Origin of the sequence: Adhaeribacter swui, assembly GCF_014217805.1 — a bacterium.
GTDB classification, from domain to species: domain Bacteria; phylum Bacteroidota; class Bacteroidia; order Cytophagales; family Hymenobacteraceae; genus Adhaeribacter; species Adhaeribacter swui.
The window spans coordinates 77,206-90,590 of sequence record NZ_CP055155.1 but is presented as its reverse complement, the minus strand read 5'-3'; the positions used below and the strand labels follow the sequence as shown (position 1 = coordinate 90,590).

Below are 13,385 nucleotides of genomic sequence, written 5' to 3'. Positions count from 1 at the left end.
TGAGAACCAGAAAAGGTTTTTTTTCCCCTTTTGTTTATTTGGTTAAGACTGCAACATAAAATGTCAAACTGTTAAAAGACTAGAAACTGGTTAGCCCTAACCGGATTTGTCAACATGTATAATATTCTATTATTTATTATAATTAGATGATAAGTATAATATCAATATTATATTTTAACGCGAGATTTGTCAACAACAACAATACGAATATTATTGATGTTTAGGCAATTTAGTAATAAATATATTGCTAATATTTGCATTGAATGCTGGTATATTCTATAAAAATAATACGTAAGTATTTATTATATTTATAGTCTAATGCACATTTAATAATATGAAAAAAGAGTATTTCGAATTACTTAAATGTTTAGGTATTGGCCAAACCGAAATAGATGCCAATCGGTATAAGTCCGAGATCATGCGACCTTTAATTTCGGATTATGCCGCCAGGCACATGGAGCAGTTTGGGGCCAAGAAAAAAGATGGATTTGTAGTCCGGCCGGTTGTGTTTTTAAATAGTGAAAGAAGGCCTGGGTTTTACATTATTGAGAAAAACGAACCGATATTGTTGCCCATGGATTTTGGTAATCGCATCAGCCGCGCGGCCGTTCGCAAATCCATTGATGAATTAAAACCAGGGGAAACCCTTGAATTCAAAGACATTGATGCCGGCTTATTAAGCTTTGTCCGAACGTATTGCAGCAAATCCGGGGAATACTCCGTTCGAAAAAAAAATGACGGTTTAACGGTGGAGTTTGCTGCTGAAAAGGAATCCTTGAGAAGTATTATCGTCAATGGTTTAACTAATTATACCGGTTTACTTGTTGTGGGTGAACTCAACAAGATAAATTACGTCCGATCTTTGGTATCCCTGGTAAATGCGGCGCAGAACGCAAACTATTCGGTAAAAGCCAATGGCAAAGAAATTCTTATTGGCTTACGTTCGGACATTGAACATTATTCCAATTCGGGTGAACCTCAAATGCCTGCTAAGTGGACGGCTGATGATTGGGCACGCGGGTTTATTGCAGCCATGCGGCGCAAAGGCTTTGGCGGGCGTGAGATCCGACAAAAACTAGACGAATATATTACCGCCGACAACGAGTTATTTTAGATAAAATACTTGTACTTATTAGTCGAACTTAATTCATCTTTTAGATTGGTGAAAATTAAGCTTTTTTACGGATTGGCAGCTCATTAAATCTTGAAAAGCGTTTTCGCTGCTTAATGCTTTGGAGCTTGGTGATGAGTAATACGGCTTTCTTTTTCAGCTTAATTGTTAGCTTTATACACGTAGTGTAAAGCTGTTTCAGGAGTTTATCTTTTGTCCTATAATTTACCTTATGTTAAATAAAAGTTTTTAATCCTCCTCCAAAAGAGGTTTAAAATCAAAAGCAAATCACTCCAGGTAGCCTTTTATAATAGTTCTTCTCGTATCTGTCTGTATAAATCCATATTAGAAAATCCTGGCAACATACAGCACTAAATAAAAAGTATTGTATATTCCATTCTATGGGGTGCATCATTTACATAATACGTATTAATTATTGTTTATTACTGATTATGTATTATTTATAGCGGAATACCTAGCCATCCTTTTGTTTTGTTTCTGCTAAAGTAATAGAATTATTCTTAAGTATTCCTATAAACCTAAGTAGGGTTATTTAAAAATATTCAGCTTGTTATAACTTTAACTATGAGTGGATTATAGTGAATCGTAGTTTTGCATATTGCAACAACGAATATATGAATAAACTATTACTCGCACTTCTAGTGTCTTTATCTTTTTTACCTTGTATGGCCCAATTAAAAGTTGTTAATCCTTCCGACTATCCTATTTCTTTGGCTGTAGGGTATTATGCCGATAAAGGGTTGATTAAAGGTTGGAGTACTTTAGGCTGGGTGAACATTGCCGCCCATGATTCTACTAACCTGTTGCCCAGAGGTGTTGCGGGTGATTCATTCTACTACTATGGACGTGTCAGTGGTTGCGACCAGGTGTATGAAGGTCAATATGGCTTATTTATTCATCCTACGGATGCTTTTCAAGTAAGTAATGCCGCTTCTGAGGCACCTATATCTTTAACGAAGGGAGTTGCTAAAGTACCTTTCGTTAAAGTAGATTTACCAGCTAATTCTCGGAACTATCGATTGGTATTACCCAAAGTAAATTGTACCCAAACCGGAAAAAGGCAGGGAAACTGGACCATCTATTTAGACCGGGACAAGGAAGAAACCAGCACTCCGGAGGATGCCTCCTATATTCGAAATGTAAAGTATCAAAATGGAGAGCCCACAGGAATTGTTCGGGATTATTATTATCCTTCTAAAAAATTACAATGGGACGGTAAATTATTAGGTAATAATCTAGAAATAAAACATGGGACTTGTTTTACCTACGATGAGAATGGCAAAAAAAGGGAGGAAGCAACTTACCAAAATGGTCAATTAGTAGGTGAAATTAGGCGTTGGAACGAGATGGGAAAAGAGGTTGTCGTGCGGAAATCTTATAAAGCCGTTAAAGTTCTAGACCCGCAGAAGGGATACTTGGTTAGTTATTATAACCCTGGTAAAAGCCGGACTGTTATTCCAGTTAAATTACCAGCAAATACCGTAGCGTGGTATTACGAATTCACCGCTTCTCGTAATCAGGCCGAAGTAGCCGCTTCTCAAGCAAAGTTTCAATTATTATCTCAACTAACCACTTTAGTTGATGAAACAGGTATTACCAAGCTAGCAGTAGCTAGCCTTAGCACGCCTCCAGGAGGGAGCATCTGCAACGTTTACTTAATGAAAGAAGTAAAGCAAGCAGATTCGTTTGAAGCTAAAAAAGAGTTTTATTATGATCGAGAAGGTTCTCGCACAAGCTTAAGTTCTGCGGTAGTACCTATTAAGAGCAACGAGGCTAAGTATGTAAGTTTAGGACTTCAGAATCCTGATAACTTATACGGCGTTCATTATGCACTAGAAGTTATAGCTATTGTAGAAGAGAGCAAATAAGTTGTTTTGTAGTACCATTTTTACTTATCCTTATAATAATATTCGAAGATGGAGTAAATAAGTACCAGCAGCATTAGTAAAATGAACAGGAGTAATCCCTGCTTTCCCGCCTTCGTAGACAGATCCAGGAATCTACCGCTACAATTAATACAAACGTGCGCCAAAAACATGAGTATAGCCATTGGATTAAGCAGAAGGAATTGGGAAAGAAGAAATGGTAACTAGCTGCTGGTATATCCGCTGCACTTGAACGGCTTGAAACATCCCTCCCCGGCTCGTTTTAAAACCCGCCTCATTTAACTTCTGCGCTATAGCTAGCCAAGTGAAGCCTTGCTGCCGGTATACTTGAATCAGGGCGGCCGCTCGCTTGTTATTTTTATTTGTAATGGCTTTCTGCTGCCTAACCTGGAGACTGGTTAGGCGCGCCTGATCGGTTAAGTTCTCGGGAGTACCCAATTTGACTCCTTGTTTTTTCTTCATCTGAAGCGCGGCTTTGGTGCGACTGCTAATCAGCTCCCGTTCGTGCTGGGCCAGTACCGCAAAGATGCCAATGGTTAAGGTATTAGCATCGGGCATATCGGCACAGACAAAATCAACCCCACTATCCCGCAAGGTAAAAATAAAAGCGGCATTGCGACTGAGCCGGCCGAGCTTAGCGATGAGTAAAGTGGCTTTTTGTTTCTTGGCTTCCGCAATGGCCAAAAGCAGTTGGGTGCGGTTGTTCTTTTTACCCGATTCCACTTCCGTGTACTCCGCCACAATCTGAGCCGCTCCCTTTACAAAAGCGTTGACAGCGTACTGCTGGGCTTCCAGGCCTAAACCCGAGATGCCTTGCTTGGCGGTAGAGACCCGGTAATAAGCAACGTACTTTTTCATCTCTTCCCTGGTTTTTTAAAAGGCATGAATGAGCTGAGCCGGAGCTACCGGTAAATCGTGGTTTTCCGGCCGCTGGAGAAATTGAATCTGCTTTTTGATTCTTTCCAATACCTCGGTGATATCAACGCCGGTAATTTGGTGTACCCCGTGCATCAAGGGTCCAAGATCGACTTTTTGGCGAATGAAGTCCCGAACCCGGTAAAGCTCCAGTTCTCCCAGGTCGGTCACGTCGTGGTGCTTAATAAAAAGATCCAGGTCTAATTGATGGAGCGAGTATCCGGGGTGCCGGCGCACAAAGGGTAACACGACACAAACAGTATTCTGCTGGACTGCCGGATCCTGAAACTGCTGTTCCAGGTAAGAGGCCTGGTGAATGATCGGCCAAATTTCGGTGTCATCGTAAAACTGCTCGATATAAGGAGTAATCTGTTCAGGCATCGTCCGGTTCGCTTTTAAGAGGAAGGCAGATGCTGATTAGAAATGGCTGCCTTACTTTAACGGTAAAGATAGGGGAATTTAGTGATTTTACATTTGTTAAACTACCCTTTAACTAATGTAAAATACCTTCTTTGGTAGTGTTCATGACACTTGCATTTCTAATATGTGAATTTATCGTGGCCTGTAATTTATATGGACGATTAAAGGCTTCCTGAGATAATTTAAAAAAGCCAGCCAAAGCTCTAATAACTTCTTTAGAAAGACCTTTTTTATAATTGAGAATATCTGAAACTAACCCTTTGCTTATTCCTAATATTTCTACTAAATCTTTAGCTTTTAAATGCCTCTCTGCCATTAATCCTTTTAATAATTTTATTGGGTCAGCTTCTTGGAAAGTATTATGATCCTGATCCCATTTCTCAATAAGAAAGGTTAAAAGCTCTATCTCATCGTTTACTGTCGGCGTTTTAATTTCTGTGAATACTAGATCCTCCAACTTCTTGCAATAGGATTGGTATTCTTCTTCAGTCTTAATTACTTTATACTTTAATGTTTCCATTTTAAATCATTTAAAATTGATCTACCGTGTACTGCTCATTAGCAGCACATAATTTGGTGTATTCAGCGTGAGTCCCCAACCAGCAGATAAACAGGTGCACTTGCTTTTCTCCAAAAGAATACTTGCAGATCATTCTATAATGGTTGCCTCCAATATCAAAAACAACCCGACTACTACCATTTCCTAATAAATCTGCCGATCCAAAAGTACTTTTAATATCTCCTGGTTCTTGCCAATCTGCATACTTTAAGGTTGTAAGCCACATACCAAAAGAAGTCTTACTTCTTGCCTGTTTTAAGACATAATCCTCAATAGTTTGCTTCTTTATTAGATGTATTCTCATTAAAAATACGATTGAAAACAAATATAAGTTCACATTTTGTAAACTTATAGCAATTTGAAAAAAAATGATAGACGTTAAACATTATTAAGCTGTATTTAAACAACTTAATAAAATTTTATATACATTTAATTAGCAAAGTTTAAGACGGAAAAAATACCTAAAATTAGGTATTTTTTCCGTCTTAAACTTTTCCTATCTTAGGCAAGGCTGGATCAAGTTAGCAGTATTATTGCTTTTACATTACTATAATCATAGAATATATGAGTAAAATTAAAAAAGGGTTTTTTAGCCTGGCTCAAAAATCATTAGCACTTATTACCGCATCAATAAGTGCTCTTGCTAGCAACCAAACAGAAGCAGCAAGTAGCTTTTATGATATAAAAGATAACCCAGATCATAATTTAAACATTGAGCAGGTTACCAAGCAAGTTATAAAACCACGGCTTGTATTAAAACTAAACATGAGCAATCCGGATAATAGTTTTATGGCGATGCATACTTCTCATCGTTCTCATAGTTCTCACCGATCACACAGTTCCCATAGCTCCCATAGTTCTCATTACTCATCTTCAGCTACTTATTCTTCTCCAACTTACAGTTCACCGGCGCCATCTACTACCCCAACTTATAAACCTAATCCTACCTATACGCCGGCCCCTAGTTCGTCGCCAGCTCCAACTTATACCCCTTCAAAAAGGACGGCAGATCCCATTAGTAATTCTCCTGCAATTTATCCTACCAATTCACTGGATATTGATAGCAATTCTAATACATCAATAAGCGTAGATACAGAATACTATTTCTACCGGGTTCTTTTTAAAGGTTGTGAAGGAGCAGATGTTCAGATGCTTCAGGCTATGTTAACTGCTATTGGCTACGATACCCCGATAACGGGTTATTTTGGTGATAAGACAGAAAAAGCGGTTAAAAATTTTCAGAATGAAAATGAGCTTAAACCAGACGGAAAAGCGGGAGACTCAACAATTACAACATTGAAAAGCTTACAGGATGAAAATTGATAGGATTGATGATACAATTATTTTAGAGGTTAATAAAGAGATATATACTTTAGACACCCTATACAAATGTTTTTATTGGTATGGTGCCAATTTTGAGGTAAATATTATTAACTATTCAGCTGAGGCTTTTCAGGTAATACTGAAACCAATGCATGTTGCGATGGATTTCGAAGAAGTTGTAACTAAAGTTAAAAGAGACTTAGTTGATTTTAAACTGCGGGATATTGTTACAAAAGAAACCCAATCTATTCGAGAGCTAGTAATTGCCAAGGCATTTGCTTACTACGAAGTTGATGACACTCCCCAATCTGAGTTGTCCGATCCAGTAGGCTTCAATCCGCAAAGCATATGATAGCGCTTGATATTATAAAACCTAATGCAAGGGCTTCTAGAAAATTTAAAGAACTTGAATTCTATGATGCCAACCCAGATGATAAGTACTATCTGTTACCTTTTAGGTTTATCCGTCTTAATCAGGAAAAAGAAATAATCGTTAATGAAGTAGGTGATTTCCTAGTTGTTCCTACTGGCACTGTCGAAAAGATTGTTAGCCGAAGAATCTCAAAACTTACGGATGAAGAACTATATGGGGATTTAATTTCAGGCTTCTTTATAAGTGAAGAAAGAATTCCGGCTTTATTAGAGGTATTGGCAACGCGATATCGCACCAAAAAGTCGTTCCTCGATAATTTTACCTCCCTTCATATTTTTGTTATTACCCTCCGTTGCGAACATACTTGTCATTACTGCCAGGTGTCCCGGGTTAGCGAGGATAAAAATACCTTCGATATGAAAAAGCATCATATTGATAAGGGTATTGAGCTTATGATGCAGTCTCCTAACCCAAATGTAACAATGGAATTTCAAGGAGGAGAAGCTCTGCTGGCATTTGATCAAATAATATACGCAGTCCAAAAGGCTAAAGAAGAAGCATTGCATTATGATAAGAAAGTAACCTTCGTTATATGCACCAACCTAGCTCCTTTAAATGAATCCATCCTTTCTTTTTGCCGTGAAAACAACATCTTAATTTCTACTTCCCTAGATGGCCCGGAGAATATTCATAATCAGAATAGACATAAAAAGGGCAAAGACAGTTACCAATTAGCGGTACAGGGTATAAGTAAGTGCCGAGAGTTTTTAGGAAATGATAGAGTGTCCGCCCTACTGACAACTTCTACTTTATCCCTAGATTACCCAACCGAAATAGTAGATGAGTATTTTTCGTTAAATTTTAACAGTATTTTCTTAAGGCCAATTAGCCCCTTTGGATTTGCCGTTAGGAATGAAAAAAAGAACAAGTACGATACAAATCGCTTCTTGGAATTTTATAAGATAGCCCTTAATAGAATTATTGATTATAATCTTCAAGGGTATTTCTTTAGGGAGGACTACGCAACCATCATTCTACGCAAAATACTTACTCCTTTTCCAGTGGGATATGTGGATTTACAATCTCCAGCAGGAATGATAAATAATGTCATAGTTTTTAATTACGATGGGAAAATTTATGCCTCGGATGAAGCCAGAATGTTAGCGGAAATGAAAGATACTACCTTTCTGCTTGGAGATTTAGATACTAGTACTTACCAAGATATATTTTACGGAGAAAAGGTATTTCAATTGGCAGAATCCTGGACAAATGAATCCCTGCCTGGTTGTTCCGAATGTGCTTTCCAAGCTTATTGTGGTACAGATCCCGTTTTAAACCATGCAACTCAAGGAGACATCTTTGGCTATCGTCCTACGAGTGTGTTCTGCCAGAAAAACATGGAAATAATCCGCTATCTGTTTGAATTGATGGATAGCGACAAACGTATTTTTAAAATTTTTAATAGCTGGGTTAGAAATTAGATGCTACTAAAAACCAAAGGCAAGCCTTTAAATATCCTGAAACCAATCGTAGCAAAAGTTACTAGAAATGCTTTTGCTCTAGATTCAAATTTAATATTGATTATTGATGATCAATATATTGGATTTGTAGAAAGGGAGTTCAAAGTAATTATTACTACCCATAACCTTTCGTCCGATAGGATTGATACTCCTTATGTTCATTCCATAACTAGCTTAGAGCATTTAAGAGAGGGCGATATTATTGTTGTGAATACAGATGGCGTTATTAATACTTTATATCGGGCGGAATCGAATCATAATTTTATTCTAGTAACGGAAAGATGCAATAGCAACTGCTTGATGTGCTCTCAGCCACCAAAGGACAAGAATGACATAGATTATCTTTTCGAAATTCATAAACAATTGATCCCTTTAATTCCAAAGAGCTGTTTTGAATTGGGAATTACGGGAGGAGAACCCACCTTAATGGGAAACTCATTTTTTGAGTTATTAGAGCTTATAAAGTATGAACTACCAGAAACCGAAGTGCATTGTTTAACCAACGGGAGATCTTTTGCCTGGCGGAGTATTGCTGATCGGCTCGGGGTCTTGGATTTTAATCGTTTGATGTTAGGCATTCCTCTTTACTCGGATTATTACCTGACCCATGACTATATTGTACAGGCAAAAGATGCCTTTAATCAGACCATCCAAGGATTATATAATTTAGCAGCAAACAACCAGCGTATAGAGATTCGTGTAGTTCTACAACAGCAATCTATCCCCCGATTAGTAAAGCTGGCAAAATTCATTTATAAAAATTTGCCTTTTGTAGAGCATATTGCTTTTATGGGTTTAGAGAACCAAGGTTATACGCCTCATAATATAGATAAGCTCTGGATAGATCCGGTAGATTACATGAATGAATTAGGAGAAGCCGTAGAATTTTTATCCAGTAAAGATTTAAATGTTTCTATCTATAATTCGCAACTATGCTTGATGCCAAAAGATTTATGGGACTACAGTAGAAGATCAATTTCCGATTGGAAAAACATCTATTTTGAAGAATGTACTAAATGTGCCGTAGTTAATGAATGTGGAGGCTTTTTTGCTTCGGCAGAAACAATGCGTAGCAAAAATTTAAGAGCAATAACTTATTAATATAGCCTGTAAACTGTTAAATTTCTATTTAACATAAAATTAGTTTATTAGGACATTTTAAAAAGCCAGAAATGAGGTTTCATTTCTGGCTTTTTAATTAAATCTTGATGCTTATTGACTTAGTAGAAGTTTGTGTTGGCTATGTTTTGTCGGAGTGAGCAGTTGTAATATGTAAATGCCTGCCTTCTGTTTGTTTACTTTCCATTCTACGGTATACTCCTTCTTTGCTTCTGCCTCCTCTTGAAACAAAGTTGTTATTTCTCTACCTTGTAAATCGTACACTTTAATTGTTGCGGATTGCGTATCAGGTAGAGTAAAGCTAATCGTCACCTTATCGGAGAAGGGGTTCGGGTGCGCGCTTATTTGCAGCTGTGTGGCGGAAACCAGTAATTCTTCTGCCTCGTTTGCTTCTCGCTTAGCGACTATCGATTTAGCGTCCGGCGCTACTTTCACCAGCCAGAAGTCTGTTTTTCCTTGACTAGGCTGCGTTTTATCACCGCTCGCGCCAGATTCGGATTTTCCGGCTAGAAGCAAGCCGCCATCACTAGTTTGCGTTACCGCGCGTAATTCTTCGGCTCCACTGCCGCCAAAACGTTTATCCCACTGGTACATACCATCCTGGTCCGTTTTAACAATCCAGTAATCACTAGATCCCTGGCTGTTCTGGGTCTTATTGCCCCCTTTATCCGAAAACGATTTACCCGCTAGAATGAAGCCACCATCGCTGGTCTGTATACTCGCCCGAAGTTCTTCGTCTTTGCTGCCGCCAAACCTTTTATCCCAGATTTTAACACCATTATTGGCTACCTTGATAAACCAGAAATCTTTTCCACCCTGACTTACCCTGGTTTTATCTCCTCCCGCAGGAGAGTCACTTTGTCCAGCTATAAAGAAGCCTCCTTGCCGGATGGTACCTAAAGAAAAAGCATCGTCTTGGCCACTACCACCATAGGTTTTATCCCATAGCTTTTTACCATTTTTATCAATCCGCACCAACCAAAAATCTTTATCACCTCGACTTACCTCGGTTTTATCTCCCCCCTTGCCGGAAACGGAACTGCCCCCTAATACAAAACCTCCATCCGCGGTTTGCACAATCCCAGATAAAATATCATTTAAGTCGCCACCGTAATTTCTTTCCCAAAGGAGAGAACCGGTACTACTTACCTTTACAATCCAGTAATCGGTCCCCCCCCGGCTGGGTTTGCGCTTGTCCCCGCTGGCGGGCGAATTGCTGTAACCCGCTAAAATATATTCTCCGGTAGAGAGTTGTAGTACTTTTTTCAGTTCTTCGTAACCAGAACCGCCGAAGCGTTTATCCCATTGCTTTACGCCGGTGCTATTAATTTTTACAATCCAGTAGTCGCGGTCTCCCCGACTATTTTGTGTTTTATCACCACCGGTACCCGAAAGGGAGGAACCAGCCAGCAGATAGCCCCCATCGATTGTTTGAATGACGCGGTTCAAGTAATCGTCCGCTGCTCCACCGTAGCGTTTATCCCAGATTTTTTGACCATTAGCATCCGTCTTGATAATCCAGTAATCATTTTTACCCCGGTTATCTTGCGTTTTATCGCCACTCATTCCGGAGGTAGAAAAGCCGCCGGATAGATAGCCTCCATCAGCCGTTTTCAAAATAGTGGTAAATCCTTCCTGATCCTTCCCCCCGTAACGCAGATTCCATTGGGTACTACTTACCACTGGATCCTGAATGGTAATAATATAATCCTCGGTTTCGCCGGCAAAAGCCGCGCACTCTTGATTACTGGTTAAAGTTGCCTGGTACTGAGATCTTACCCGTAAACGCTTCGTACCTGTTGTTGTTTCCAGGGGAATAGTAATGGTTGCATCGTAAACCTGCGTTCCAAAAGTAGGGGAACTGTAAATAAATTCACCCGCATCACCAAAATCTTGATCGTTGTTATAGTCAATCCAAACGCCAAAACCTTGGGCGCGGCTAGCGCCGGCTTGTACACTAAGCTTATAAGTTTGGCCGCGTGATACAGTAGTAGTAAAGGTACCCGTAGGAAGGTAGTCCGTATAGCCAGCAGCCTGGCCACCGCAGTCAGAATTATAATTTACCAGATTATGGAAGCTAAAATTATTGATTATATCTCCGGATTTACAATCGTTCGCCAGGGCGGGAATGCAGAATGTTGGAATGAACCCGGCAATAGAATACTCCCCGAGCGAACCATAGTTAGACGTAGCGCCCATATCTCCGGTAGCACCATCAATATATAAATAGTAGGTACCCGCCGCTAAAGTGACATTCAGCGCAGCAGACATACCTGTGGAATCAGATTTGGCAATGGTTTTAAGAGAGTCATTCTTTAAAGTAAGGAGCACATCCAGATTGGGATAACTTGGATTGGGATTTACTTGTAAAGATACTTTGCCCCCATCCGTTATGAAAGAAAAAACATCCGTGTCAGTATCAGTTGTAATTATTCCTTTATTATAAGCCGGCAACACTTTTCCTTCTGCATCTTTAGTTAAAACCGTGGCACTATCGGTCGTATTACTATGATCATCGGAGCGATACTTAAAACCATTGGTCGCCATGATGGATACATCATCTTCCTTATTGTTAGCTGCTGGATATTCCCCCTTACTCCACTGAGCTTGTTCCCGATAATAGGATGAACCCATAATGGGAGCCCAGTTTCCCTGACCATAATAATAGGTTTCAGCCGGGGAGCTTCTTCCATCATGCCTTAATTTTAGCGTATGCCCTACTTCATGAGATCCCACATCACCGGCTGCTTTTACGCCTGAATTGAACGCCCAGCAGGGTGTATCACTATTCCAGTTAAAAGATCCAATATAAGCCACCCCTCCCACGTAACCATACCATTGCCTGGTAGGAGTGAAAATAACCCGCATGCGACGAGTCACCGCTGCTTGGGCAAATACTGCTTCATTCGTCGTAATATTAAGCTCATACGGGCGAAAATCTTCACTTATTATTTTCCAAACTTCTTCCATTTCCAAGGAAGAGAACTGAGCGGGAGCTGCATCAATGGCTTTTCCACCATTCCATCCCGTCCCACTGACGTACTCGCCATCAAAATCGAGTAAAACTACCGCGCCTGCCCCTGGTAAACTTTCCAGCAGGGGCACTTTCACTGCCGGAGCAAGCACCTGGTTGTTAGCGATTCCTGGTGGTGAACTAACCAGTGGCAAATCCACGCAAATTACTTTATTGATATCCACTTCTTGCAGATAGGCTTGTCCGTTAGTTTTCGAGGAATATTGATAAGCTCTTTTCTCATCTTGTAGAATGAGATAACCGGAAAGGTTCGTACCATCCGCTTTTAAGAAGTAGGAACTGTTCTTTCTGGCGACCACATTCCCGATAAAAACCTCCGCAGACCCTTCCTTTTTACTTGTATTTATATTTAGGAACAAGGTTCTTTGCCCGGGTACGGCTTGTTTAATTTGATTATTTAAGGCAGTGACCTTTCTGGAATTAATAGAGGCTTTCGCTCGGAAGGTAGCTATCAGGTCTGTTGTTTTGCCTAAATTGATTGGTGTTTGCGCTTGCAGGCTTGTTGGCCACCCAAGCCAGTAGATAAACAGTATTAAGCAACAGTAGAGTTTTTTCATAGAGGCACCATTAAATTACTAGTAAGTATAAGGTAGGTAAAAACTTATTTCAGAACTCTGCTGGCTATTATCAGGCAGAGGCGCTTTTACTAGAAGTAAGGTATTAAATGCTAGGTAAATCTCTTGCACATATACCTATTCGTTGTTTCTCTATATATTCTAGTGAAAAGCATTGTGTTACCTTATTCGTTGTTAATATTTAATTAGAATTATTATACCAGTGAAATTTAAGCTTTTATGCGGTCTATCTCTGATTTATTTTTAGAATACCATCTCAGCAATCATAATTGAAGCTTGAATAATGAGATGCTCTTTTGAGATAGGTATTTAACAAAAAAGACCTGGCGTAACCAGGTCTTTTTCAGTATCAACATTCCGTCGTTTCGTGAGATAACTTGGTCAACGTATTTCCGGACTAAAAACGTTAGCCAGGTAAATATTTTAATAATGCATTGACTTGGACAACCATCCAACCTATGCTAAGCATAAGCGCTATTCCAAAAACTTCCATTTTATTCTTCATGTAGTATTATATCAATCTACGTTT

The 13,385-nt window shown here is 39.4% G+C and carries 11 protein-coding genes; 6 read left to right on the top strand and 5 right to left on the bottom strand.

Annotated features, from left to right (window positions below; translation table 11 throughout):
* Positions 1-334: 334 nt before the first annotated feature.
* Both HUW51_RS01120 and HUW51_RS01115 read left to right on the top strand, forming a co-directional pair.
* On the top strand, positions 335-1,114 hold the full coding sequence (locus tag HUW51_RS01120) for a hypothetical protein (protein WP_185269952.1): 780 nt from the start codon (positions 335-337) through the stop codon (positions 1,112-1,114).
* A gap of 632 nt (positions 1,115-1,746) precedes the next feature.
* Positions 1,747-3,000, top strand: a complete 1,254-nt coding sequence (locus HUW51_RS01115) for a DUF1036 domain-containing protein (RefSeq protein ID WP_185269951.1) — start codon at positions 1,747-1,749, stop codon at positions 2,998-3,000.
* Positions 3,001-3,186: 186 nt separating this feature from the next.
* On the opposite strand, the gene HUW51_RS01110 is transcribed toward HUW51_RS01115, so the two are convergent.
* The 4 genes from HUW51_RS01110 to HUW51_RS01095 all read right to left on the bottom strand — a co-directional run bounded on the left by HUW51_RS01110 (position 3,187) and on the right by HUW51_RS01095 (position 5,216).
* Positions 3,187-3,876, bottom strand: coding sequence for a recombinase family protein (locus tag HUW51_RS01110; RefSeq protein WP_185269950.1), 690 nt, complete (start codon positions 3,874-3,876; stop codon positions 3,187-3,189).
* A 15-nt stretch (positions 3,877-3,891) separates the two neighbouring features.
* Positions 3,892-4,314 carry a hypothetical protein gene (locus HUW51_RS01105; RefSeq protein WP_185269949.1) on the bottom strand — a complete coding sequence of 141 codons (423 nt, stop codon included), beginning with the start codon at positions 4,312-4,314 and terminating at the stop codon, positions 3,892-3,894.
* 112 nt (positions 4,315-4,426) lie between these two features.
* On the bottom strand, positions 4,427-4,873 hold the full coding sequence (locus HUW51_RS01100; protein ID WP_185269948.1) for a helix-turn-helix domain-containing protein: 447 nt from the start codon (positions 4,871-4,873) through the stop codon (positions 4,427-4,429).
* Between the two features lie 10 nt (positions 4,874-4,883).
* Entirely contained in the window at positions 4,884-5,216 is a 333-nt protein-coding gene (locus tag HUW51_RS01095) for a type II toxin-antitoxin system HigB family toxin (protein ID WP_185269947.1), read from the bottom strand.
* Positions 5,217-5,476: 260 nt separating this feature from the next.
* Between HUW51_RS01095 and HUW51_RS24485 the strand changes: the two genes are divergently transcribed.
* Genes HUW51_RS24485 through hxsC form a run of 4 tightly spaced genes read left to right on the top strand, consistent with a single transcriptional unit; the run spans position 5,477 to position 9,229 of the window.
* Positions 5,477-6,235 (top strand): peptidoglycan-binding domain-containing protein, encoded by a 759-nt coding sequence (locus HUW51_RS24485; protein ID WP_228466577.1) that lies wholly within the window; start codon positions 5,477-5,479, stop codon positions 6,233-6,235.
* Positions 6,225-6,587: a His-Xaa-Ser system protein HxsD gene (hxsD, locus tag HUW51_RS01085; RefSeq protein WP_185269946.1), complete on the top strand. Its 363-nt coding sequence runs from the start codon at positions 6,225-6,227 to the stop codon at positions 6,585-6,587. Before HUW51_RS24485 ends, hxsD begins: the two co-directional genes overlap by 11 nt.
* On the top strand, positions 6,584-8,089 hold the full coding sequence (hxsB, locus tag HUW51_RS01080; protein WP_185269945.1) for a His-Xaa-Ser system radical SAM maturase HxsB: 1,506 nt from the start codon (positions 6,584-6,586) through the stop codon (positions 8,087-8,089). The genes hxsD and hxsB overlap by 4 nt, the downstream gene beginning before the upstream one ends.
* A complete protein-coding gene (gene hxsC / locus HUW51_RS01075) occupies positions 8,090-9,229 on the top strand; it encodes a His-Xaa-Ser system radical SAM maturase HxsC (RefSeq protein ID WP_185269944.1) in 1,140 nt (379 codons plus the stop codon).
* A 111-nt stretch (positions 9,230-9,340) separates the two neighbouring features.
* On the opposite strand, the gene HUW51_RS01070 is transcribed toward hxsC, so the two are convergent.
* Positions 9,341-12,838 (bottom strand): GEVED domain-containing protein, encoded by a 3,498-nt coding sequence (locus HUW51_RS01070; RefSeq protein ID WP_185269943.1) that lies wholly within the window; start codon positions 12,836-12,838, stop codon positions 9,341-9,343.
* Positions 12,839-13,385: the final 547 nt, after the last annotated feature.